The 24578-nt window shown below is 62.0% G+C and carries 23 protein-coding genes; 8 read left to right on the plus strand and 15 right to left on the minus strand.

All coding sequences use genetic code 11. The annotated features are described in order from the left end of the window. Positions 1-28: 28 nt before the first annotated feature. The 5 genes from pstS to FX982_RS22630 all read right to left on the minus strand — a co-directional run bounded on the left by pstS (position 29) and on the right by FX982_RS22630 (position 5484). Complete coding sequence (gene pstS / locus FX982_RS22610; protein WP_172612671.1) at positions 29-1048, minus strand: phosphate ABC transporter substrate-binding protein PstS; 1020 nt, start codon at positions 1046-1048, stop codon at positions 29-31. Between the two features lie 403 nt (positions 1049-1451). Next, complete coding sequence (gene bla / locus FX982_RS22615; protein WP_254074856.1) at positions 1452-2342, minus strand: class A beta-lactamase; 891 nt, start codon at positions 2340-2342, stop codon at positions 1452-1454. 199 nt (positions 2343-2541) lie between these two features. Continuing rightward, positions 2542-2745, minus strand: coding sequence for a hypothetical protein (locus FX982_RS22620; protein ID WP_172612673.1), 204 nt, complete (start codon positions 2743-2745; stop codon positions 2542-2544). Between the two features lie 29 nt (positions 2746-2774). Continuing rightward, positions 2775-4832, minus strand: a complete 2058-nt coding sequence (locus tag FX982_RS22625) for a 2Fe-2S iron-sulfur cluster-binding protein (protein ID WP_172612674.1) — start codon at positions 4830-4832, stop codon at positions 2775-2777. A 28-nt stretch (positions 4833-4860) separates the two neighbouring features. Beyond that, a complete protein-coding gene (locus FX982_RS22630; protein ID WP_172612675.1) occupies positions 4861-5484 on the minus strand; it encodes a glutathione S-transferase family protein in 624 nt (207 codons plus the stop codon). A 302-nt stretch (positions 5485-5786) separates the two neighbouring features. On the opposite strand from FX982_RS22630, the gene FX982_RS22635 reads away from it, so the two are divergent. Further along, complete coding sequence (locus FX982_RS22635; RefSeq protein WP_172612676.1) at positions 5787-7082, plus strand: MFS transporter; 1296 nt, start codon at positions 5787-5789, stop codon at positions 7080-7082. Positions 7083-7087: 5 nt separating this feature from the next. On the opposite strand, the gene FX982_RS22640 is transcribed toward FX982_RS22635, so the two are convergent. The 5 genes from FX982_RS22640 to cydP are packed head-to-tail and all read right to left on the minus strand — an operon-like array spanning position 7088 to position 10461. Next, the gene (locus tag FX982_RS22640; RefSeq protein ID WP_254074946.1) at positions 7088-7327 is read right to left on the minus strand and encodes a cyd operon YbgE family protein; all 240 of its coding nucleotides are present in this window, start codon (positions 7325-7327) and stop codon (positions 7088-7090) included. 52 nt (positions 7328-7379) lie between these two features. Then, positions 7380-7496, minus strand: a complete 117-nt coding sequence (cydX, locus tag FX982_RS22645) for a cytochrome bd-I oxidase subunit CydX (RefSeq protein ID WP_065988546.1) — start codon at positions 7494-7496, stop codon at positions 7380-7382. A 25-nt stretch (positions 7497-7521) separates the two neighbouring features. Further along, positions 7522-8664 (minus strand): cytochrome d ubiquinol oxidase subunit II, encoded by a 1143-nt coding sequence (gene cydB / locus FX982_RS22650; protein ID WP_172612678.1) that lies wholly within the window; start codon positions 8662-8664, stop codon positions 7522-7524. 10 nt (positions 8665-8674) lie between these two features. Further along, complete coding sequence (locus FX982_RS22655) at positions 8675-10267, minus strand: cytochrome ubiquinol oxidase subunit I (RefSeq protein ID WP_172612679.1); 1593 nt, start codon at positions 10265-10267, stop codon at positions 8675-8677. Continuing rightward, the gene (gene cydP, locus FX982_RS22660; RefSeq protein ID WP_172612680.1) at positions 10264-10461 is read right to left on the minus strand and encodes a cytochrome oxidase putative small subunit CydP; all 198 of its coding nucleotides are present in this window, start codon (positions 10459-10461) and stop codon (positions 10264-10266) included. The genes FX982_RS22655 and cydP overlap by 4 nt, the downstream gene beginning before the upstream one ends. A 798-nt stretch (positions 10462-11259) precedes the next feature. Here cydP and FX982_RS22665 point away from each other — a divergent pair. The 5 genes from FX982_RS22665 (at position 11260) to FX982_RS22685 (ending at position 16883) form a co-directional block, all read left to right on the plus strand. Beyond that, entirely contained in the window at positions 11260-12057 is a 798-nt protein-coding gene (locus FX982_RS22665; RefSeq protein ID WP_172612681.1) for a substrate-binding periplasmic protein, read from the plus strand. 2 nt (positions 12058-12059) lie between these two features. Continuing rightward, complete coding sequence (locus tag FX982_RS22670; RefSeq protein ID WP_254074857.1) at positions 12060-13418, plus strand: GGDEF domain-containing protein; 1359 nt, start codon at positions 12060-12062, stop codon at positions 13416-13418. Positions 13419-13433: 15 nt separating this feature from the next. Further along, positions 13434-14174: an ABC transporter substrate-binding protein gene (locus tag FX982_RS22675; RefSeq protein WP_254074858.1), complete on the plus strand. Its 741-nt coding sequence runs from the start codon at positions 13434-13436 to the stop codon at positions 14172-14174. A gap of 225 nt (positions 14175-14399) precedes the next feature. Next, a complete protein-coding gene (locus FX982_RS22680) occupies positions 14400-16043 on the plus strand; it encodes a phosphoethanolamine transferase (RefSeq protein WP_172612683.1) in 1644 nt (547 codons plus the stop codon). A gap of 6 nt (positions 16044-16049) precedes the next feature. Beyond that, positions 16050-16883, plus strand: a complete 834-nt coding sequence (locus FX982_RS22685) for an AraC family transcriptional regulator (protein ID WP_172612684.1) — start codon at positions 16050-16052, stop codon at positions 16881-16883. 32 nt (positions 16884-16915) lie between these two features. On the opposite strand, the gene FX982_RS22690 is transcribed toward FX982_RS22685, so the two are convergent. The 4 genes from FX982_RS22690 to FX982_RS22705 all read right to left on the minus strand — a co-directional run bounded on the left by FX982_RS22690 (position 16916) and on the right by FX982_RS22705 (position 21654). Beyond that, the gene (locus FX982_RS22690) at positions 16916-17503 is read right to left on the minus strand and encodes a LysE family translocator (protein WP_172612685.1); all 588 of its coding nucleotides are present in this window, start codon (positions 17501-17503) and stop codon (positions 16916-16918) included. A gap of 113 nt (positions 17504-17616) precedes the next feature. Next, positions 17617-19086, minus strand: coding sequence for an MFS transporter (locus FX982_RS22695; RefSeq protein WP_172612686.1), 1470 nt, complete (start codon positions 19084-19086; stop codon positions 17617-17619). A gap of 278 nt (positions 19087-19364) precedes the next feature. Beyond that, positions 19365-20798, minus strand: coding sequence for an NAD-dependent succinate-semialdehyde dehydrogenase (locus FX982_RS22700; protein WP_172612687.1), 1434 nt, complete (start codon positions 20796-20798; stop codon positions 19365-19367). A gap of 556 nt (positions 20799-21354) precedes the next feature. Beyond that, complete coding sequence (locus tag FX982_RS22705) at positions 21355-21654, minus strand: ArsR/SmtB family transcription factor (protein WP_172612688.1); 300 nt, start codon at positions 21652-21654, stop codon at positions 21355-21357. Between the two features lie 399 nt (positions 21655-22053). Here FX982_RS22705 and FX982_RS22710 point away from each other — a divergent pair, with 399 nt between their 5' ends. After that, complete coding sequence (locus tag FX982_RS22710; RefSeq protein WP_172612689.1) at positions 22054-23571, plus strand: nucleobase:cation symporter-2 family protein; 1518 nt, start codon at positions 22054-22056, stop codon at positions 23569-23571. 42 nt (positions 23572-23613) lie between these two features. Then, positions 23614-24096 carry an LEA type 2 family protein gene (locus FX982_RS22715; protein WP_172612690.1) on the plus strand — a complete coding sequence of 161 codons (483 nt, stop codon included), beginning with the start codon at positions 23614-23616 and terminating at the stop codon, positions 24094-24096. Positions 24097-24178: 82 nt separating this feature from the next. Here FX982_RS22715 and FX982_RS22720 read toward each other — a convergent pair whose 3' ends face one another. Continuing rightward, on the minus strand, positions 24179-24436 hold the full coding sequence (locus FX982_RS22720; RefSeq protein WP_122534790.1) for a hypothetical protein: 258 nt from the start codon (positions 24434-24436) through the stop codon (positions 24179-24181). Positions 24437-24578: the final 142 nt, after the last annotated feature.

Below are 24578 nucleotides of genomic sequence, written 5' to 3' on the forward strand. Positions count from 1 at the left end.
TGACAGGGGTTAGCCGGATGACGTCGAGTTACTTGGTGAACTCGGTTTTCCAGTAGTCTTCGATCTTGCTGACCAGCGAGGCAGGCAGAGGTACGTATTCCAGTTTTTCAGCGGCGCTCTGACCTTTTTCCAGGGACCATTTGAAGAAGTCGAAAGCAGCAGCGCTTTTCTCGGCGTTCTTCGGCTGCTTATACATGATGATCCAGGTGGTCGCGGTGATCGGCCATGCTTTCTCGCCCGGGGCGTTGGTCATGATCAGGTTGAAGTCTTTGGCGTTGGCCCAGTCAGCGGTGTCAGCAGCAGCGGCGAAGGCTTTGGAGTCAGGCTTGATATCCTTGCCGGCGGCATTCTTCAGCTGGGTGAAAGCGATATCGCTTTTGGTGGCGTAGGAGTATTCAACGTAACCGATCGAGCCCTTGATCTGTTTTACGTAAGCCGCCACACCTTCGTTACCCTTGCCGCCCACGCCCACTGGCCATTGAACGGCGGAGCCGGTACCTGGACCGGATTTCCATGCGTCGCTGACTTTGGTCAGGTAGCTGGTGAAGTTGAACGAAGTGCCCGAGCCGTCCGAACGGTGAACGACGGTGATGTTGGTTTCAGGCAGCTTTACGCCCGAGTTCATTGCGACGATTGCAGGGTCGTTCCACTTGGTGATTTTGCCCTGGAAAATGTCAGCGAGGACCTGGCCACTCAGTTTCAGGTCGTTGGCTTTTACACCTTCGATGTTGACGACCGGAACGATGCCGCCGATCACGCTTGGGAACTGACCCAGGCCGCCGGCCTTGAGGTCTTCAGCGGACATCGGGGCGTCGGACGCGCCGAAGTCTACGGTGGCAGCCTTGATCTGGGCGATACCGCCACCCGAACCGATCGACTGGTAATTGACGCGATTGTCAGCAGTTTTGCTGTAGTCCTGCGACCACTGGGAGATAACCGGGAATACGAAACTCGAACCAGCGCCCGTCACATCAACGGCGTGTGCCATACCCGACAGGCACATCGAAGCCATCAGAAGCGACAGGCGTTTTTTAGTCAGCAGAATCACGGCAATACCTCAACAAGAGAATTTTGTGTGTGTGGTCACAGTTGAAGACCCGAGGCAGATTTAAAACTGGAAACATTTCTGTTTGATGACAGTCTTGAGACCGCGCGCAAAAACGGAGGCGTCTGTCAGCTTTTTCCTACAGCTTGTAAAACTGGAATGCCCGGTTTTGCTGGCTGCGGCTGAAGTTGTCTAGCGGAAGGGAATTTAATATCAATGCGCCACATGCCCGCGCAAAGGCGAGCATTTTGTCGCAATTGCCCAAGGCATGGGGCACCGCAGGAGCGGCGCAGCGCCGTCATGGGGCGTAGGCAGAGGCCCGCCGTCTGTGGCGAATGGCAGATTCATGGCGGCAATGTGTATCGAGATCTTACGACTCGCCGCGATACACCTCGACGCTCGCCCTTTACACCGCAGCAGCCAGACGCCCGATGTCGGCCATCAGCACATTGATCTGATCACCGCTGGCCTTGGAGCCAGTGCAATAAGCCGTGACAAGGATGGGCGACCGGTCGCCGGGCCAGATCACGGCGACGTCGTTACTGGCATTGTTGGCGCCGGAGCCGGTCTTATCGCCCACACGCCAGTGGGCAGGGACCCCGGCGCGCAACTTCTTGTCACCCGTCTGGTTGTTCACCAGCCACGCTGTCAGTTGATCGCGGGACGGCAGCGTTAGCTCACTGCCCAGAACGAGGGTGTTCAGGGTGTGCAGCATGGCGACGGGCGTAGTGGTGTCGCGCGGGTCACCCGGCCGGTTTTCATTCAGCTCTGGCTCACGTCGGTCGAGGCGGGTTTGTGTGTCACCGATCGATCGCAGCCAGGCGGTCAACGCATCAGGGCCGCCCAGGCTGTCGAGCAGCAAGTTGGCCGCCGTGTTGTCGCTCAGCGTCATCGCTGCCTCGCACAGTGAACCGACGCTCAGCCCCTGCCCGCCGACGTGCAGCTCGGTGGTGGGTGAATACGGCACCAGTTGCTCGGCGGAATAAGCGATGCGCCGCGCGAGGTCCTCCCGCTTTTGATCGACCCGCGACAGCACGCAGGCGGCGGCGAGGCATTTAAAGGTGCTGCACAGGGCAAAGCGTTCATCGCCGCCATGGCTGATCAGCCGCTGGCTGGCCGTATTCAAAATAGCGACACCCAGCCGGCCGCCATGACGATGTTCGAGGTCGGCCAGCTGTTGCTGGATGATCCGGTCCGAGGACGGCTCGGGCCGTCGTTCGGCAGCGAACGAGGGAAGGCTCAGCAGCGAGGGCACGGCCAACAACGATGCGCCGATGAGGGTTCTGCGGGTGATCAAGATGAACGTCCTTGTGAAGGGCAACGAGCGCCGCACGGCTGATGGCAGCCATCCCATGATAAGAGGAGCTGCCGGTGAGCGGCTGCGAACGGTAAGCAAACCGGCGCACATCATCCTTCCAGACGTTGGGACATTACAACCATAAGCCGCAAAACCGGCACAGTCACGGGACCGTGCCCATCGCCCATCGCACGCGGCCTCAGGGTGATCGTTTGAAGGCCGACACCGAACGCACCCACATGAACAGCCGCAACGTCGCTGGCGTGTCGATGGGCTCGTGGCTCGCCGCAAGCTCGCCGGCCAGAGACGCCAGCGACTGCGGCAACAACCAGGAGATCTCCTGCTCGGTGGCCTGGTAAGGCATCGGGGTTTCATCTTTCTCGAACGCTGGCCATGGGTTCATCGCCGTCTCTCCCGCACACGCATGGATGGTTACAGATCGAGCACCAACGGCCCTGAAGCCGGGACTGCGCAGCAGATCAGCACGTGGTCCGGCGCCGGCCTTTCAGCGGGCAGGACCGGGTAATGCACCTGGCCACTGACGAGCCGGGTCTTGCAGGTGCCACAGGATCCGCCGCGACAGCTGAACTCCGGGCTCAACCCGCGGCTTTCGGCCAGTTCGAGCAACGTGCCGCCGCCGGGTTGCCAGCGCGCCTCCTTGGCGGAGCGTTCGAAGACCACCGGCACCGCTTCGGTGGCGGCGGGTGGTTGCTCAAAGGCGATCGCCTGGGAATCGCCGCTGCGCTTCAGGCTGGAAGGGCCGAACGTCTCGGCATGGATGCGCTCGTCGCGAATGTGCAGGCCGCGCAGGCCGTCGTAGATCGCTTGGGTAAACGCGGCCGGCCCGCACACATAGAAATCAAAATCGTCGAACGGCAGCAGCGCCTTAAGCAGGTCGAGGTCGATACGGCCGGTCAGCTGGAAATCTTCACCCACTCGCGCCGACGTTTCCGGCTGGCTCAGCACACGGATCGCTGTTAGCTGATCGCCAGCCTTTGCAATAAGTGTGTCCACTTCTTCCCGAAACGCCAGGTCGGTCAGACGACGTGCACTCTGAATGAACCAGGTCGGCCGCCCTCCTCGCACCCGTTTGCCCTCGTAGATGACTTCTCGCAGCATCGACAGCATGGGCGTGACGCCAATCCCCGCACCCAGCAGCACCAATGGCCGGCGTTCTTGCGGGTCCACCACGAAACTGCCCTGGGGTGCCCGCGCCTGGAGCAGATCGCCGACGCTGACGTGGTCATGCAGGTACGCCGAAGCCAGGCCGTCGCGCTTGACGCTGATGCGGAAAAATCCGTCGGACGGCGCGCTGGACAGGCTGTAGGTGCGAATCACCGGCGGCGTACGGCCTTCAGGCGCCAGGCGCAGCGGCAGGTGCTGCCCGGCCTTGAACGCGGGCAACCCGGCGCCGTCGGCAGGCTCGAGATAGAACGAACGAATGCCGTCGCTTTCGTCCTCGATCCGCGTCACCCCCATGGGCCGCCATTGATCGCGCAGGGCATCGGCCTGCAAACGGGCGGCGGTCTGCTGCCAGTCGCCGGTCATCAGGCTGTTCGGCGACCACCCCTCGAAGTGCCAGCGCGAGCGCAACGCCGCCGGCCGACGCACCACCTGCTCCACCCGCACTTGCCAGAGCCGTTCGGCGCCTTGAAACGCCGCGATTTCCGGCCCGTCGAGGATTAACGTGACAGTGCCTGCCACGTGCAACAGCTCGCCGGTCTGGAAATCAACAAACAGCAGACCCGCTCTGGGGTTGACCTGGAAATTGCCCAGGGTATTGAAAAAGAGGTTGCCGGCGAAATCCGGGATGGTCAGCACGTCGCCCTCCACACGCACGAACCCCGCCTGGCCGCCACGGTGGGAGACGTCCACCGAACGATGGGGCTTCGCGCCCTCAAGGTCGACATAACTGGCGACAAAGAAGGTGTCAGCGCCACGAATGGTCGCGATCGCGGCGTCATCCAGTGCGGTCAATCGCTGCACCGGGGGACGCTCCGCCACAGCTTTGAGCGGCACCTGCTTCAGCGCCCGCAGCTGAATGTACTGCGGGCAATTGCCGTACGAGTGCTCGACGCTCACCGAGAAACCGTTTTCCCAGACGTCGCTGATGTGGCCGTTGAGGCGGTTGCGGCGGCGGGTGTGCAAGTCGATGCCGAGCATGCCCAACGCGGCGCCCGGCGCAAATCCGCCGCCGGCCGGGTCCTCGGCATCGGGACGTCGGGTGATGTCCAGCCGCCTGGCATCGGGTGAACGAATAAAACCTGACTGGGCGTCCAGCACGCTCGCCCACGGCCAGCCTTGAGCGTCCACGGCACCGATGATCAGGTACGGCAGGTGCTCGTAGAACTCCCGGTGCTGATCGGGCATGTAGTCGCGAATGACGCGCTTGCCCAAGTTTTCCATGCGCTCTGCAACGCCGACTTTGGCCTGCAGAGCGCGCTCGCCGGAATGCCATGGCGATGCCGTTTCAGTGCGAATCTCGTTCATGGCGCGAACTCCCTGGAATCCCGGATGATTACTTGACAAGCCCTGCCGCCGTGCGCGGCATGGGCGTGAAGCCCGGCAGGTTCTCGATGCGCGCCAGCCATGCCTGCACATTGGCGTATTCGTCCAGCGACACATTGCCTTCCGGCGCGTGGGCGATGTAGCTGTAGGCGGCGACGTCGGCGATGGTGGCGTGATCGGTGGCGAGGAATTCGCGGCCGCTCAGGTGCTGATCGATCACGAGCAGGGCGTCATGGGCACGCTGGATCGTGTCTTTCGGATCGAAGCCCGCGCCGAACACCGTGATCAGACGCGCCCGCGCCGGGCCCAGATAAATCGCGCCAGACGCGGCAGACAACCAGCGCTGCACCTGCGCCGCGCCCTCGGGATCATTCGGTAACCAGCGGCCCGACGGGTCGTACTTCTTGGCCAGATACACAAGAATCGCGGTTGAATCGGCGACGATGACGCCGTTGTCATCAATCACTGGTACTTGGCCGAAGGCGTTGATGGCCAGGAATTCCGGCCTTTTCTGTTCGCCCTTGGCCAGATCAACAAACTGGATCTTCGGATCAAGGCCCAGCAGCGACAACATCAGCTCGGCGCGGTGGGAGTGGCCAGACAACGGGAAGTGATAGAGCGTGATGGCGGTCATGGAGTGGGCTCCTGGGCAAGTGAATCAACTCAGCGTGGGGCGGCGGTGCCGCAATGGTGAGCCGCGCTGGTGGAATGAATAGTGGGCCTGACCGCTGGATTGGAGAATCACCAGAAAAGGCAATCCACCGTTTCACCGGGTGAAATGCTGACCGTGAAAACGTGCTCCCTGAGCCACTTGAAAGGCTGAACGCCCAGGTATCTGCAACATTCAGAAATATCCCCTTGACGGAAGCACGATGGCTGAGCGTTCATATTGAAGTACACCCATCATCCAACTACTCCGTTCTCTGGTGAATTTCCATGGTTTCGTCCGTTCTGGCGGCTTCGCTGTCGCGCCGCCGCGTCCATTACAGCTGGGTGATTCTGGCCGTCACTTTCCTGACCATGCTGGTGATGGCCGGTGCAGTGGGCGCGCCGGGGGTGTTCATCCGGCCGCTGCAAGCGGAATTCGGCTGGGACACCGCCGAGATTTCTTCGGCGCTGGCGATACGCTTTGCCCTGTTCGGTTTGGTTGGCCCTTTTGCCGCCGCATTCATGAACCACTTCGGCGTGCGCAAGGTGGTGCTGACGGCCCTGACACTGGTGGCCAGCGGCATGGTGTTATCGCTGTTCATGACGCAGTTCTGGCAATTGGTCGTGCTCTGGGGCGTGGTGGTCGGCTTCGGCACGGGGCTGACGGCGATGGTGCTCGGCGCCACCGTCGCGACGCGCTGGTTCTCCGCGCGTCGCGGGCTGGCGATGGGTTTACTGTCGGCGAGTTCTGCCACGGGCCAGTTGGTGTTCATGCCATTGCTGGCGAACATGACCGAGCATTTCGGCTGGCGCGCGGCGCTGACATGCATCTGCGCAGCCATCGTCATTGCCGGTGTCGCGGTGCTGGCACTGATGCGCAATCGCCCTGCCGATCTGCAACTGCCGCTCTATGGTGATAAGGACATTCAACCCGTTGCCGAGAGCAGCCATACGTTCATTCAGCTGTTGATCACGCCGCTGCGAGTGCTGCGCGACGTGTCGAAAACCTGGACGTTCTGGGTGCTGTTCATGACGTTCTTCATCTGCGGCGCCAGCACCAACGGCCTGATTCAGACCCATTTCATCAGCCTGTGCGGCGATTACGGCCTGGCCGCGACGACGGCAGCCGGAATGCTGGCAGTGATGGGGATTTTTGATTTCTTCGGCACCATCGGCTCCGGCTGGCTGTCGGACCGCTTCGATAACCGCTGGCTGCTGTTCTGGTACTACGGCTTTCGCGGCGTGTCGCTGGTGCTGCTGCCCTTTCTGGATTTCACCGTGTTCGGGCTGTCCGTGTTTGCCCTGTTGTACGGGCTCGACTGGATTGCCACGGTGCCGCCAACCGTAAAGCTGACCGCCCAGCGATTTGGCGCAGAACGCGCCAATATCGTGTTTGGCTGGGTGTTCGCCGGGCATCAGCTGGGTGCAGCGTTTGCCGCCTTCGGCGCCGGCTGGACGCGCACGCATTTCGCCACCTACCTGCCGACGTTTTTCATTTCCGGCCTGTTGTGCGCGATTGCCGCGTTGATCGCGCTGTCCATCGTGCCCGCGGTGAAGACGGCCAACGCTGCAGCTGCCTCATAAAGAGCCTAAAGCCACTGCCGCGCCGTCAGCCACATCCCAAAACCCAAGGCCATCAGCGCCCAGGCCAGCAGCGGGTGAAACACCACCCGCCAGGCCATCGCCCGCGGCTCGAAACCGACGCCGTGGACGAAGCCCCCGGCCACGCCCCACATGATCAGCATCAGCAGGCTGTGGGAATAATGGCCGTTGGCGTCGAGCATCGACGCCGGATGAATCAGCAACACCAGGCTGAGCGGCACGGCCATCAGCAGGGACAATGCCCGGCCGATGGCTTGCCTGAGGGGCGCGTTCAGCGCTTCAGCGGTCACGGCCGCTCTCCAGCGCTGCGGCGTCGGACGACTCCAGCCACAGCGCGTTGATGATGCCGAAGCTGCAGGCCAGCAACACGCCGAGAATCCAGGCGAAATACCACATGTTTGTCTCTCCTTTAAAGCGCGGCTCAGTACAGGCCGTGGGGGTTGTGGTCGATGTGCGCGGTGGTGACCTTGCCCCACATCTTCGCGTAGCACCAAAGCGTGTAGCAGAGGATCAGCGGCACGAAGATCGACGCCGCGATCAGCATGATCATCAGGGTTTTATGGCTGGAAACAGCGTCCCACACGGTCAGGCTTGACGCCGGGTCCAGGCTCGACGGCATGACGAACGGGAACAGCGCGAAACCTGCGGTGCACAACGCGCCGACGATGCCCAGGCTGCTGCCGAGGAATGCCGTCCTGCCCTGCCCCGCACTGGCGCCGAGCAAGGCCAGCAAGCCACCGAAAATCCCCAACAACGGTGCGACGACCGTCAGCGGGTGCTGCTGATAATTCCCCAGCCAGCCGTGGTTGCTGGCCGTCACGGTTTTCGCCAGCGGGTTGAGCGCCGCGCCGGCATCGAACGCCGAGGTGATCGCCAGGCCCTGAATGCCGCCGAGCAGCAGCCACACGCCGGCCCCGATGAACGACAGCAAGAACAGCAGCGACAGCCACTGGGCCGCACGGCGTGAGCGTTGGGCGATGGCGCCCTCGGTGCGCATCAGCAGCCAGCTGCCGCCGTGCAGGCCGAGCATGCTCAGGCTGACCACGCCAGCCAGCAGGCCAAACGGGCTCAACAGCTGCCAGAAGTTACCCTGATAACTGGAACGCAGGGTGTCGTCGAACTGGAACGGCACGCCCAGCAACAGGTTGCCGAACGCCACGCCGAAGACCAGCGACGGCACCACGCCACCGATGAACAAGCCCCAGTCCCAGCTCTGCCGCCAGCGGGTGTTTTCCAGCTTGCTGCGGTAATCGAACCCCACCGGGCGCACGAACAGCGCAAACAGCACCAGCAGCAGCGCCCAGTACAAACCCGAGAACGCCGCGGCGTAGACCAGTGGCCATGCGGCAAAAAGCGCACCGCCGGCGGTGATCAGCCAGACCTGATTGCCGTCCCAGTGCGGGGCGATGGTGTTGATGACCACACGCCGCTCGGTGTCGCTGCGCCCGACGTAAGGCATCAGCATCGCTGCGCCCAGGTCGAAGCCATCGGTGAGGGCGAAGCCGATCAGCAATACGCCGACCAGCACCCACCAGATCATTTTCAGTGTCTCGTAATCGAACATCGGTGATTCCTCAGGCCAGGGCCGGTTGTTTGGCGTGAGCAGCGTTGCCCTGCGCGGCTTGCTCGAAGTGATAGCGACCGGTGTGCAGGCTGCTCGGACCGAGCCGTGCGAACTTGATCATCAGGTACATCTCGATGATCAGCAGGACGGTGTAAAAGCCGACCAGCGCCACAATCGAACCGAGCACATCCCCCGCTGACAGAGTCGAGGCCGACAGGTGCACGGGCAGCACTTCACCGATGGACCAGGGCTGACGGCCATGTTCGGCGACCCACCAGCCGGTCTGGGTGGCAATCCACGGCAGCGGCAGGCTGAACAGCGCCCACTTGAGCAGCCAGCGCTTGCGGGTCTCGTTCTTGCGCGCCGACGCCCAGAAGGCACAGGCGAACAACAGCAGCATGAGCATCCCGCTGAGCACCATCACGCGGAAGGTCCAGAAGATCGACGCCACCTGCGGGATCGAGTCCAGCGCGGCCTGCTTGATCTGTTGCTCGCTCGCGTCGACGACCTTGTCGGTGTACTTCTTCAGCAACAGGCCGTAGCCGAGGTCCTTTTTCACCGCATTGAAAGCGTCGAGGGTTTGCTCGCTCTTGTCGCCGCCGCGCAGTTGGCCAAGCAAGTCGTAGGCGGTCATGCCGTTGCGGATGCGGCCTTCGTGTTCGCGGACCAGGTCCTTGATGCCGGTGACCTGCTTGTCCACCGAGCGGGTGGCAATGATGCCCATCACGTAGGGAATCTTGACCGCGTAGTCGGTGCGCTGCTCGGCCTGGTTGGGCAAGCCGAACAGGGTGAACGCCGCAGGGGCCGGCTCGGTTTCCCATTCGGCTTCGATGGCGGCCAGTTTGGTTTTCTGCACGTCGCCGATTTCGTAGCCGGATTCATCACCCAGCACGATCACCGACAGGATCGAGGCCATGCCGAATGCCGAGGCGATGGCGAACGAGCGCCGGGCGAAGGCGATGTCGCGGCCCTTGAGCAAGTACCAACTGGAAATCGCCAGAACGAAGATCGCGCCGGTGACGTAGCCGGACGCCACGGTGTGGACGAACTTGACCTGGGCGACGGGGTTGAACAGCAGGTCGCTGAAGCTGGTGAGTTCCATGCGCATGGTGGTGAAGTTGAACTCGGCGCCGACCGGGTTCTGCATCCAGCCGTTGGCGATGAGGATCCACAGCGCCGACATGTTCGAGCCGATCGCCACCAGCCAAGTGACTGTCAGGTGCTGGACGCGGGTCAGGCGGTCCCAACCAAAGAAGAACAGGCCGATGAAGGTCGATTCGAGGAAGAACGCCATCATCCCTTCGATGGCAAGCGGCGCGCCGAAGATGTCACCGACGTAGTGGCTGTAGTAGGCCCAGTTGGTGCCGAACTGGAATTCCATGGTCAGGCCGGTGGTGACGCCGAGGGCGAAGTTGATGCCGAACAGTTTTCCCCAGAACTTCGTCATGTCTTTGTAGACCTGCTTGCCGGTCATGACGTAGACCGATTCCATGATGGCGAGCAGGAAGGTCATGCCGAGGGTCAACGGGACGAACAGGAAGTGGTACAGCGCGGTCATCGCGAACTGCAGCCGGGAGAGGTCGACGACTGATTCCGATATCATTTTGGGTTTTTCTCAGAGGGTGCGGATGGGGTGCTCAGTAGGTGCAGGCCGGCTTGCACGCCGTCGTCCTTGACTTCGACCGGGGCGTCGAACCAGACGCTGCGGATGCCCATGAGCAGGACGAGTTTGATCAGGAGGATCAGACTGATGTCTTTGGCCAGGGGGTGTTTGAGGAAGTCGAAGGGACCGGGCATGTTGAGGACTCGTCGGGGTGCGGGGTATTTTTCCTACAGCTCCTTCGTGCACCTTTGATCCAGGTCAAGGAATCGCGTTTACTCTGATGTGGCAGAACGCCACAGCTCTGCCTAACGGCAGAGGGTTTCGCCTTCGGCGAGTTACTTGGAAAAGCACCCCAAGTAACCAAGGGTGCCAGCTCCTGGTTTGGCCCTCCTCCGTCGGGTTCCTTCACTCCGGTCTTGCTCCGTGGGCCCGCGCCGAACGGACATCCATGTCCTGACGGCGCTCTCGCCGCATCCATGCGGCTCGGCCCACTCCGCAAAACCTGCGTTCAGCCTGCACCCAAGTCGCGTTTGGCGGTGACTGGACCTTCTGCGTACAAAGATCAAAAGCAGATCAAAAGCTTCCCGGCTAAAGCCGGTCCCACTACGCCTAGATGATCGTACCCACGCTCTGCGTGGGTATGCATCCCGGGACGCTCCGCGTCCATTCCCGGCTGAAGCCGGTCCCACTGACTGCACACGGCTTTTTAGTGGGACCGGCTTCAGCCGGGAAGAGGCCCGTCCGGTCACTGGAGTTCAGGGGTTGCCGCGCGATGTGCTTTGTCTGGGGGTCGGGGAGGTTGTGTGAGGTTGCGCGCGGCAGTGGGGGAACCCGGATTTGTCTGTTCAAGCTGTTAGGATGACCGGCAGGAAGCCGTCTCAAGTGACGGATTATTCAGCCGATATCCCAATGTGCAAGGCAGTCGGTGACGGTTGCGCCGGGTTATTCACGGCCCGGAATCGGTCGCTTTTGCACCCATGAGGTAGTTATCGATGACACTCCATTCGCTCATTCACTCACTGGGCAGCGCACTGTGTATGGCGCTGTTGCTGTGCATGGGGACAGGCGCGTCGGGAGCTGAATCGATTAACTCAGACGCGCTTCATGCCGAGATTCACGTAGTCACCGAAGAACTGCCGCCCTACAACATGACCCGCGACGGGGTGCTCACCGGTATGAGCACCGAGGTGGTTCAGGCGGTGTTGAAGGAGGTCAATGTGCAGGCCTCCATTCAGTCCATGCCCTGGGCACGGGCATATGATCTGGCGCTGCACACGCCCAATGTGTTGATTTACTCCATCACCCGCACCGCCGAACGCGAGCATCTGTTCAAGTGGGTCGGCACCATCGCCGCGTCGCGCTGGTTTCTCTATTCGTCCGCCAGCCATCCCGTTACGTTGCTGAGCCTGGACGATGCCCGGGACTGGCAGACCGCGACGGTCAATGAAGATGTTGGCGAGCAGTACCTGATGGCGCGCGCGTTCGAGATCGGCCATCAGCTGCAATCGAGCAACCGCTACGAATTTAATTACCAGAAATTGCAGACCGGCCACGTCGACCTGTGGATTTCCGACGAGCTCAACGCTTACTACCTCGCCCGGCAAGTTGGTGATGACCCTGCCCGAACCCTGGTGCAATCCCTGCGCGTAAAAGAGCTGGAGGAAGCCGGCGGCTTCAACATGGCGTTAAGCACGGGAACGCCCGATGCCACGGTGCAGCTGTTTCAGAAAGCCCTGGAGACGATTCGCGCCAATGGCACCTACGACGCCATCGCGCGCAAGTGGCAATGAGCATGCAGAGCGAAACGCCTTCCGGGCCGCCCGGCGACACCCGCCCGGGCCCTCGCAACGGGCAGCGCACCGGGTCGCTCGCGCGGCGTCTGGTGCTGGCGACGCTGGCGTTTTGCGTGCTATTCACTGTCGCGACGGTGCTGGTGCGTACCTGGTTCGCCTGGAACACCAACCTGGCGAACATGAATGCCGAGCTGACTCTGATCGATCAGGTGTTTCAGGGCACGCTGTCCAAGGCCGTGTGGGAAATGGATGACCAGGCGCTGCAGACCCAGATCGACAGCGTCGCCACGGCGGCGCCGGTGGGTCGGGTACAGCTGAAGGTCCTGCGGCCCGGTCGCGCCCCTGAAATCCTCGAACGCCAGCACCCCGGCCACACCGGCTCGATTCGCGCCCCGGCGCTGTATCGGCAGCTGACCGTCGCGCCCTATCCCGGCGCCAGCGAAGTGGTGGGCGAGCTGACCATTGAAGGCGACGAGAGCCTGCTGTGGAGACGCCTGTGGAAAGAAGTCGCGATTATCATGCTCACTCAAATCATCCAATCGTTGGCGCTGGCCGGGGTGATCATGGGCATGTTCAACCGCTCGGTGACCCTGCACGTGCGGCGCATTGCCCGGCACCTCGAGCACCTGACGCCGCTCAACCTCAAGACCCACCTGACCCTGGAACGGCGCGGCAAGGGAGGAGACGAACTTGACTTGCTGGAAGCGGGCGTCAATGACCTGCAGGACAAACTGGCTGCGCACCTGGAGCGTCAGGCACACGATGAAGTCGCCCTCGCCGCCAGCCGTGATCACCTCGCCGAACTGGTCGAGCAGCGCACTGCACAGCTCAAGGCCGCCAATACGCGACTTGAAGCCCTGACCCGCTTCGATCCCCTTACGGGGCTCGCCAACCGCCGCCATTTCGACGAGCTCAAGGAGCTGGAATTCAACCGCGCCTTGCGTCATCGCCAGCCGCTGTCGGTGCTGATGTGCGACATCGATTTCTTCAAGCTCTACAACGACACCTACGGCCATGCCCGGGGCGATCAATGCCTGCGCGATGTGGCGCTGGCCATGAGCGCGCTGTTTTCGCGTTCCGGCGAACTGGTGGCGCGGCTCGGCGGCGAAGAGTTCGCCGTGCTGCTGCCGGGCCAGGATGAGCAACAGGCGCTGGCCTCGGCCGATCGCCTGCGCGGCCTGCTGGCCCGGCAACAACTGGTCCACAGCGCTTCACCGGTCTCGCCCTTCGTGACCTTGAGTATCGGCGTGGCCGAGCTCGACCCGGCGAACATGGAGCACTTCGATCAACTGCTGCAGAGTGCCGACCGGGCACTGTACCGGGCGAAAAGCCAGGGCCGGGACCGCTGTGTGATCTGAACCGAGAGGGATGCCATGGGAAAAATTCATTGTCAGCACAGTGTTCTGGCCACTTTCCTGATGCTGTTCGTGTGCCTGAACGCCGACGCCACGCCGCTGCAAGTGGTGACCGAGGACTCTTCCTACAGCGCGCTTGACGGCGACAAGGTGGTCGGGGTCGCCAGTGAAGTCGTCGAGATGACCCTCGCCCACGCCGGCATCACCGACTACCACATGGCCCTCTACCCCTGGGCACGGGCCTACGACATCGCGCGCCTGGAAGCAAACGTGCTCATCTACCCGATGATTCGCAGCAGTGCGCGCGAAGGGCTGTTCAAGTGGGTCGGCGAGCTTGAACACGTCATGCCTTCGTTCTACAAACTCCGCAAGCGCCGCGATGTGCTGGTCACGGATTTGCAGGACGCCAGTCACTACACCGTCGGCGTGGTGCGCGACGATTCGCGCCAGCAGTACCTGGAGGGCAAGGGTTTCAGCAGGATGGTGGTGTCGGCCAATAACCTCGACAACCTGCGCAAACTGATCAGCGGCCAGGTCGAGCTGATTCCCATGCCCGAACGCGAGGCGCGGGAACAATGCGCCGATCTGCACATCGATTTCGAGGACCTGGAAAGCGTCTTCACCCTCGACGAACTGTCCAAAGGTCTGTACGTCGCCCTCAGCGCCAGCACCCCGGATGAGACGGTGCAGCGGATCACCGCCGCGTTCGCCCGACTCAAGCAGAACGGCACCGTGGACAGGGTCATCGCCGGGCAGTAATAGCGAGCAATCCCCAAGGAAATATGGGCTGCAAAATCTGTTATCACGCCCCGAAAACTCATGCCTCAGGCATTTCACAAAGCCTTCACAATCGTTTTGGAAAACTCCGCGCGGTCTGTCCCGCCTACCCTCCCGGCAGCCATTGACTGACTCAGTCAGACGTCACGGCCCCAAGGATGGAAACGCCTGCTGCACCCGCACGCCAGGCACTGCGCGACCCCTTATATGGAAATGAATCCGATGGTCAAACCGGTCACGTCTACTCGTCTGGTGATGCTGTTTTCCCTGTGTCTGGTGGTGTTCTACAACTTGGCGACCTGGCGCGCACTGGTTGATCTGGCGCAATTGCAGGGCGTCAAAGCCATCGCGTTTTATGTGTCGTTTGCCCTCCTGCTGTGGGCTGCGATCACCCTGCTGCTCACGCCTTTTTCGTTTCGCGCGACGCTCAAGCCGGTGCTGAGTCTGGTTGCGCTGTGCTCGGCGGCCGCGGCGTATTTCATGAACACCTACGGCATCAGCATCGACACGACGATGATGGAAAACGTGATCGAGACCAACCCCGGCGAGGCCCAGGCCCTGTTGAGCGGCAAGCTGTTTCTCTACCTGGGACTGCTGGGCGTGTTGCCGATTGCGCTGATCTGGTGGCTGCCGGTGAGCTATCGCCGCGTGCTGCCCGGGCTGGTCAACAAGGTGCTGGTGTGCGTCGGCTGTCTGCTGGTGATCGCCGCTGCCGTCGGACCCTTCTACTCGACCTATGCGCCGATCTTTCGCGACGAAGACAAGCTCACCCACTTCATCAACCCGACCAACTACCTCTACGCCATTGGCAAGCTGACCAAGCAGACCGTCGCCATCAAGGAGACGCTGAACATCCAGACCGTTGGCGCCGACGCAGCGCTCAGCCCGCAAGCGCAACAGCGGCCGAAAAAGAGCCTGATGATCTTCGTCGTCGGCGAAACGGCCCGCGCCGATCACTTCTCTCTCAACGGTTACGGGCGGGAGACCAACCCGGAGCTGAAGAAGCAGGACATTCTCAACTTCACCCACGTGGCCTCGTGCGGCACGTCAACCGCCGTGTCAGTGCCGTGCATGTTTTCGAAGTTTCCGCGCACTGATTACAGCGACAAAAAGGGCAAGACCTACGAGGGTCTGCTGGACATGCTCCAGCGCGCCAGCCTGAAGGTGCTGTGGCTGGACAACAACAGCGATTGCAAAGGCACCTGCCTGCGAGTGCCCCACCGCGACATTCCGAAAAATCAGCCGAGCCCGTTCTGCGATGGTCAGAATTGCCTCGACGAATCGCTGCTGGTGGGCTTGCAGGACTACATCGATTCGCTGCAGGACAACGCCATCATCGTCCTCCATTCCGATGGCAGCCACGGCCCGGAATACTATGATCGCTACCCTAAAAGCCTCGAACGATTCACGCCGGTTTGCCACACCAATCAGTTGGGCAGTTGCACGTCCGACGAGCTGAAAAATGTCTACGACAACACCATTCTCTACACCGACCATTTCCTGGCCCAGACCATCGAACTGCTCAAGCGCAATCAGGATAAGGTCGATGCGTCGATGATCTACGTCTCGGACCACGGCGAGTCCCTCGGCGAAAACGGCATCTATCTGCACGCCGCGCCGTACGCCATCGCTCCGACGGCCCAGACCCATGTGCCGATGGTGATGTGGTTCGGCCACTCGACACTGGAAGACGCCGGCGTCGATCGCACCTGCCTGGCCGCCAGGCAAGACCAGCCGGACCTGAGCCATGACTATATGTTTCATTCGGTGCTAGGCTTGCTCGGCGTTACCAGCACGGAATACCAGCCGGCGCTGGACCTCTTTCACAGCTGCAAACGCAACAAGGGATGAGTTGAAATGACCTGCCAGAACCCGGTGAAACGTCTTGATCAACCGGTGTTCTGGCGGGACGCGCAGCTGCCGTTCATTGAAGCGCGCTCTATCGACGACGGCCGCAAGGTCTGTTATTCCCGTCATTCCCACGACGTGTTCTCCATCGGCGCAATCACTGCCGGGCAAAGCACGTACCTGCACGAGAAAACCACCCAGACCATCGCCACCGGCACCGTTGTGGTGATGAACCCCGGCGAGGTCCACGCCTGCAATCCCATCGACGATCAGCCGTGGTCCTACCTGATGCTGTACGTCAACGCGCAATGGCTGGGCGCGCTTCAGCGCGATTGCGGGGTCAACAATGAGGGCGTGTTTCGGGGGTATCCGACCACCCACAGTCGTGACCCGCTGTTGTTCGACGGGCTGCTGGCGCTGCATCGGCAGCTGGTGGATTCGCAGCTCGACACGCTGGCAAAACAGGAGGCCGCTGTCGGGTTCTTCACGCGGGTCGAACAGCGTCTGGGCGGCTCGACGCTGACACCGAGACGGGCCAATCCCAAGGTGGAACGTGTGGCGCGGTACATCGATGCGCATTATCTGCAGCCGATTCGGCTGGAAGCACTTTGCGCGGTGGCGAATCTGTCCGAGGCCTACCTGATTCGCGCGTTCGAGCAGCATTACCACATGACGCCCCACGCCTGGCTGGTCAACCGGCGCATCCAGCACGGCCAGGCACAATTGCGCAGCGGCGAGCCCATCGCCGACATCGCCCAGCAGAGTGGCTTTGCCGATCAGGCGCACTTTCAGCGGGCGTTCAAAAAGCATCTGGCCCTGACGCCGGGCCAGTACAAACCGTGATCAGACTTTTGCTTGCCCGGACCTGAACGGGCTTAGACGTAAAACAGTGACACCGCGCAGCCTGCCAACAGCGCCGCCATGCTGCGGTTGAACACGCGGATACGCCGGGGGCTGCGTAAGTAAGGGCCCAGAAACGCACCGGCGTAGGCCCAGCAGCCCACCGACAGGTAGCACACGACAAAGTAGATCAGCGCGAATAGACCAATCAGTCGCGCCTCGCCATCCGCCACGAACGCGCCCATCCCCGCCACGGCCGCCAGCCACGCTTTCGGGTTCAGCCACTGCATCGCCGCGCCGTACAGAAACGACGGCTCGCGGGTCGGTTTGGCAACGTCGAGGCGGCCGTCGTCCATGGACAGTTTCCACGCGAGATAGAGCAGAAACGCTACCCCCGCCCAGCGAATGATCTCGGTGAGCATCGGGTAACGCTGCAGCACTTCATGTAGCCCGAACCCGGTGAACATCAGCAGCACGACAAAACCCACCGTCGCGCCGAGCACATGACGCAGGCTGGCGATCAGGCCGAACTGCGCACCCGAGCTGAGCGCCACGACGTTCACCGGCCCCGGCGATATGGACGCGGCCAGCGCGAACGCCGCCATGGAAATCATCAGGTTCATTGCACGTCTCACCCTTCATTGACTGTGAAGTGAGTGTACAAAGGGCGGCCGGGCGGCGATTGAACAAAACTGACCAATCGCCAAGGCCATGCCTGGTCAGTCGTGGGCTTGGGTCAGTCGTGGGCCTGGGACAAGGGCCGCGCCACTTCTTCGAGGGATTTGCCTTCCGATGCCACGCCCCAGATGGCCTGCACCACCGCGGCCAGCAACATCAACGCCGCGCCGATCAGGTACCCAAAGAACACCGGCCCGCGCTCGTGGGTGTCGATCAGCTCGCCGAACAGTGTTGGACCGACAATGCCACCCAGCGCCGTGCCAAAGGCGTAAAAGACAGCAATCGCCAGCGCGCGGATCTCCAGCGGGAAGGTTTCGGCGACGGTCAGGTACGCCGAACTGGCCGCTGCCGAGGCGAAGAAGAAGATGATCATCCAGGCGATGGCCTGTTGGGTGACGTCCAGAATGCCCTGCTGAAACAAATAGCCGCTGACGGTCAGCAAAACCCCGGAGACGGCGTAAGTCAGGCTGATCATGACCCGCCGCCCCACCACATCGAACAGCCGGCCGAGCAGCAAGGGCCCGCAGAAGTTGCCCAGCGCCAGGGGCAGCACGTACCAGCCGATGGAGGCCGACGGTACTTGATAGAACTCGGTGAGCACCAGCGCGTAGGTGAAGAAAATCGCGTTATAGAAGAACGCCTGGGCGGTCAGCAACGTCAGGCCAACCAGCGCGCGACGGCGGTAGGTGTTGAACAGCGTGTGGAAAATCTCTTTCAGCGGCGTGTGGTCCCGGGCGTGCAGACGCAAGGGTGGACCTGTTGGCGCGGAGAGGTCGTGGCCCTGACGGCGCAGGCGCTCTTCGATGCCTTCCACGATCACCCTCGCCTCCTCGCCCTGGCCGTGAATCAGCAACCAGCGCGGACTTTCCGGCAGCCACAGGCGCATCAGCAGAATGATCAGACCGAGCACCGCGCCGATGCCGAAACACAGGCGCCAACCCATGTCCGCGCCGACCCAGGAGGCGTCCAGCAGCACGATGGAGCCGACCGCGCCCAAGGCCGCGCCGATCCAGAAGGTGCCGTTGATGGTCAGGTCCACCCAGCCGCGAAACCGTGCGGGCGTGAATTCCTGAATGGTCGAGTTGATCGCCGTGTACTCGCCGCCGATCCCCATCCCGGTCAGGAACCGGAACAGCAGGAAACTCCAGACGCTGAAGGAAAACGCCGTGGCGGCGGTCGCAGTGATGTACAGCGCGAGGGTGATGAAGAACAGTTTGCGCCGGCCCAGCCGGTCGGTCAGCCAGCCAAAGAACAACGCCCCCAGCACCGCGCCGCAGATATAGGCGCCGCCGGCCAGACCAATATCGGCGTTGGTCAGGTGCAGGACCGGGCTGTCTTTCAGCGCCCCGGACACCGAGCCCGCGAGGGTCACTTCGAGCCCGTCGAGCAGCCAGGTGATGCCCAGCGCAAACACCAGCAACGTATGAAACCGCCCCCACGGCAGACGATCGAGCCGGGCCGGCAGGTCCGTTTCAAACACTGCGCCTTTGGGGTCTGCCGCTACTGCCTGCACGCTGCTGATCGCCATGAGTCGTCCCCGTGGATCGGAAGTGATCTGTGGGTTCAGAGTTCGCGGGGTGGGCGGGAGTTCAGCGGGGGTGATGTGGCGGCTAGATGAGGGGACTGATTTATTTACAACGCTTCACCGTAAATTACTCTGTCCCCGGCTCAACAACGAAGGTGCTGGTACTGGCGCCTTCCCGACTAAAGCCGGTCCCACTAAAAGCAGTCCCCAGCAGCACCCTCGACAACTTAAAAAAAACCCACCAAACGGTGGGCTTCTTTTTTCAATGCGGCTGCATGACGTTAAACGTTGAACACCGTCACCAGCTTGGTGTTCAGGTACGCCTCGATCGCTTCGGTACCGCCCTCGGACCCGTAGCCGGAATCCTTGATGCCACCGAACGGCACCTCAACCAGGCCGATGCCCTGGTGGTTGATCGACAGCATGCCGGCTTCGATGCGGGTGCTGAGGATGTGGGTGGTTTTCATCGACGAAGTAAACGCATACGACGCCAGACCAAACGGCACGCGGTTGGATTCCTTGACGGCATCCTCGACCGTGTCGAACGGCACCAGCAGCGCCACCGGGCCGAACGGTTCTTCGTTCATGATGCGCATTTCGGTGGTCAGGCCGCTGAGGACAGTGGGCTGGAAGAAGTAGCCCGGCCCTTCGATGGCCTCGCCGCCGACGTGGACCTTGGCGCCCTTGTCGCTGGCGTCCTTGATTAACGCCGACAACGCCGGAATGCGACGCTCATTGGCCACCGGGCCCATGGTCACGCCCTGCTCCAGGCCGTTGCCGACTTTCAGCTCGTGGGCATGGCCGACGAACTTCTCGACGAATTCATCGAACACGCCGCGCTGGACGAGAATGCGCGTGGGTGACACGCAGACCTGCCCGGCATTGCGGAATTTGGCACCGGCTAGCGTGCGGGCGGCGAGGTCGATATCGGCGTCGTCGAACACCAGCGCCGGGGCGTGGCCGCCGAGCTCCATGGTCGCGCGCTTCATGTGCTGACCGGCCAGCGCTGCCAGCTGCTTGCCGACCGGGGTCGAGCCGGTGAAGGTGACTTTCTTGATGGTCGGGTGGGCAATCAGGTAGCTGGAAATCTGTGCAGGGTCGCCGTATACCAGGCCGATGACGCCCGCCGGAACGCCGGCATCGACGAACGCGCGGACCAGTTCGGCAGGCGACGCCGGGGTTTCTTCCGGGGCCTTGACGATGATCGAGCAGCCGGCCGCCAGCGCCGAGGACAGTTTGCGTACTACCTGGTTGATCGGGAAGTTCCACGGCGTGAACGCCGCCACCGGGCCGACCGGCTCTTTGATGACTTTCTGCTCCACCGAGACATTGCGCGATGGCACCAGTCGACCATAAGCGCGACGGCCTTCTTCGGCCAGCCAGTCGATGATGTCGGCGGCGGACAGGGTTTCCATGCGCGCTTCGGCCAGGGGTTTGCCCTGTTCCCGGGTCATGATGTTGGCGATGTGATCGACGCGATCGCGCAGCAGGTTGGCGGCCTTTTGCATGATTTTGTAGCGGTCGTAGGCCGGTGTGCTGCGCCAGGTTTCAAAGCCGCGCTCGGCCGCTGCCAGCGCCTGGTCCAGATCGGCGATGTCGGCATGGGCCACGGTGCCGAGGGTTTCGCCGTCGGCGGGGTTGATGACGTCGAGGGTGCGGCCGTCTGCACTGGCACGCCATTGACCATCGATGAAGAGCTGAACGTCTGGGTACATGGGGAACTCCGGATGCGGGACTTTTCAAGACATAGGGGTTGTCAGGGCTATTTTCAATGGGGCTGAAGAAGATCAAGGGCGTCGGCCTAGGGGCCGAATATTTCGCCTTCGGCGAGTTACTTGGAAAAGCACCCCAAGTAACCAAGGGTGCTTGCTCTCGGTTGGGCCCCTCGTTCCTCGGGGTTCCTTCACTCCGGTCTCGCTCCGTGGGCCCGCCGCCATCCGCCATCCATGGCGGGGGGCGGCTCTCGCGGCATCCATGCCGCTCGGCCCACTCCGCAAGACCTGCGTTCAGCCTGCACCAAAGTCGCGATTGGCGGTGGCTGGACCTTCCGTGCATGAAGATCAAAAGCAGATCACAAGCAAAGCAAAAGCTTCCCGGCTGAAGCCGGTCCTACAGTCCGAGCCGATCCCACTGACTGCACACGGTGCCCTTGTAGGACTGGCTTTAGCCGGGAAGAGGCCGGTTTGTTCACCATAGATGCTGATTGTTCCCACGCTCCGCGTGGTCACACCGCCCCGGACGCTCCGCGTCTTGCAGATCGCACGGGGTGTATTAGATCTGCATCAACTGCCGAGCGTAGGCGTGGAGCACCTCGCGCTGGATCATGAAGCTGGCGTATTTGCCTTCGCGCAGGGTGGCGATGAGGCCGGCGCGCTCGAGCTCTTTGGTGTGGTGGGAGACGGTGGCGGCGCTGACGGGATGGACCTTCAGCACTTCGGCGCAGGGCAGCGCCTGTTCGCTGTCGCCGATCTGAATCAGGATCCGAAAGCGTCGGCTGTCCGCCAGCGCCCGGGCGATCAATGCGATTTGCGACTCACTCAACGGGAACTGCTGTGCCGTGCTCTTGATCATCGTGACGCCTCAGTAAAAACCTCCTTGTCCAGAGATACTGCGGAACAAACTCGACAGGCTGATGACGGTCACCACTGATGGCGGTCGACACTGGCGGTCAACATTATGGAGGCTTTCGGCAAAAGATGGTTCAGCGCCGTGAGCATTTGCCTGGAACCAGCCGACATCGATCGCTGACCTGGGTAATGTTTTCTGGCATCCTGCGCGCCCTTTTTACCTCGGCCGACTGCCATGCCCCGCCTTGCGCTTTGTACACAATCTCCTACCAAACTGTATTTATGCGTGTGGACATGTTGTACAGTCGGCAATCCTGACCGGCAAGACAAGATGTCCGCACCGGCCGGAGATGTGTCATCCGCAAAGCCCATGACCCCATAAAAACAAAATGGCAGGCTAACCATGACCGCACCCCGCAACAGCGCCCCGACCCGCTCGGCTTCTGCTTCAGTTTCATCCAGAACAGACCTCATCTACGGCCTGCATGACCGACCGCATTTCACCGCCGCGATCTTTGCCGCGTTGCAGCACGTGCTCGCCAGTTTCGTTGGCATCATCACCCCAACCCTCATCGTCGGCAGCGTGCTCGGGCTGGACAGTGAAGTGCCGTACCTGATCAGCATGGCGTTGTTCGTGTCCGGGCTGGGCACCTTCGTTCAGGCCAAACGCTTCGGCCCGATCGGTTCGGGCCTGCTGTGTCTGCAGGGCACCAGCTTCTCCTTCCTCAGCGTCATACTCAGCGCGGGGTTTCTGGTGAAGAGTCGCGGCGGCGGCACCGAGGAAATTCTTTCGACGATCTTCGGCGTGTGCTTCTGCGCGGCGTTCGTCGAAGTCGCCCTCAGCCAGTTCATCGGGAAATTGCGCAAGCTGATCACCCCGGTGGTCACGGGCACGATCATTACCCTGATGGGCCTGTCGCTGTTGAAAGTGGCGATGACCGACATGGCCGGCGGCTTTGGCGCAAGCGACCTGGGTTCGGCGGCGAACATGGGCCTGGCAGGTCTGGTGCTGATCACCATCGTGGTCCTCAACCGGTTCAACATCCCGTTACTGCGCCTGAGTGCGATCATCATCGCCCTGGCCCTGGGCTTCGCCGTCGCGTGGTTCATGGGTCGGGTGGATTTCGCGCAGATGCCCCATGTTCCGGTGATGAGCCTGCCGGTGCCGTTCAAATACGGCTTTTCCTTCGATCTGCTGGCGTTCATCCCGATCGCGGTGATCTTTCTCGTGTCGCCGCTGGAGGCCGCTGGGGACCTTACCGCCAACTCGATGATTTCCCGGCAACCGGTGAGTGGGCCGGTGTACATCCGCCGGATCAAGTCGGGGCTGCTGGCGGACGGGCTGAATTCGGCGCTGGCCGCGACGTTCAATAGCTTGCCCATGGTGACGTTCGCGCAGAACAACGGGGTCATTCAGCTGACCGGCGTGGCCAGCCGCTACGTGGCGTTTTACATCGCCGGGATTCTGGTGCTGCTGGGCCTGTTTCCGGTCATCGGCGCTGTGCTGCAGCTGATGCCGAAGCCGGTGCTGGGCGGCGCGACGCTGATCATGTTCGGCACTGTGGCCGTGGCGGGCATCAAGATCCTCTCGGAAGCCGGCCTGCATCGGCGCAATATGCTGATCGTGGCGATTTCCCTGGGCATGGGCCTGGGCGTCGCTGCCGTGCCGGAGGTCTTGCGCGAGCTGCCCAAGGCGCTGCACAACATTTTCGAATCGCCCATCACCGTCGGCGCGTTCTGCGCGATCATCCTCAATATCTTTCTGCCGGAGGAATACCAGGAGCCGGAGCTCACCGAATTCGACCCGGAAGCTGCCACGCTTAAGGTGCTGCAGGATCCGCCCCCTAGCCCTGCCGCGGGACCTGACGCAGAACCTCTACCGGCGCGCGGGGTCGCACACTTGAATCGTCAGGACGTTTGAAGGGGCGTGTTGCGCCCCAACGGCCTGCCACGGGAGTCACCGATGCCGCTACGCCCGATCCGCACCCTCCTCGCCGGCCTGACCCTGGTGCTCGCACTCAGCGCCTGCGCGCTGTTTCCCAACCGCGATCCGCTGAACATCAACGTAGTGGGCATCGATCCCCTGCCCGGCCAGGATCTGGAAATCCGCTTCGCCGTGAAGCTGCGCCTGCAAAACCCCAACGACACCGACATCCAGTACGACGGTGTGGCGCTGAACCTGGACGTCAACGGCCGCTTGCTGGCCTCTGGCGTCAGTGACCAGAAAGGCACGATCGGGCGGTTTTCCGAAGGCGTGTTGACGGTGCCGGTCACCGTGTCAGCCTTTGCCGCACTGCGCCAGGCGGTGGGCCTTGCCGATCAGCAACGGCTGGACAACCTGCCCTACGAGCTGCACGGCAAGCTGGCCGGCGGACTGTTCGGCACGATGCGCTTCGAGGACAGCGGCACGCTGAGCCTGCCGAAACCGGCTAGCGGAAGTTGGTGACACCGCGCCCCATGACCGATTTTGAGCTTCCAGTGGGACCGGCTTTAGCCGGGAAGGCATCAAAAGCGCTGTATTGAATCCCTCAACCCCGCGCCGCCGCCACCAGACGATTGACCTCGGCGCGCACCATGTTGGCGTACTCCGGTGGCGACATGGCGTCGAGTTCACCGCGCACCCACTCCGACCATTTGCCCTTGCGTTTGGCCCGCTCGCCCATCAACCGGGCAGCGTCACCCTTGGCCTTGCCCAGATTGCTCTGCCACAGATCGAACAGACGAGACTTTTCGTCCTCGATGGCGGCGCGTTCCGGAAGGGTTTTATTGGCCAGGTTGTAGCTCATGGTATGTACCTCGATGTGCAAAACGAAACGCATGAACGGAGCCGTATCGGCTCGAAAAACGTCAGCATCTTACACCCGGTGAAGACAATTCCCGACCCTGTTCATTGTACTTTTTTGGCCGCCGGGTACTTTTTGGCCGCCG

It is taken from the genome of Pseudomonas graminis (genome assembly GCF_013201545.1).
Lineage (GTDB): Bacteria > Pseudomonadota > Gammaproteobacteria > Pseudomonadales > Pseudomonadaceae > Aquipseudomonas.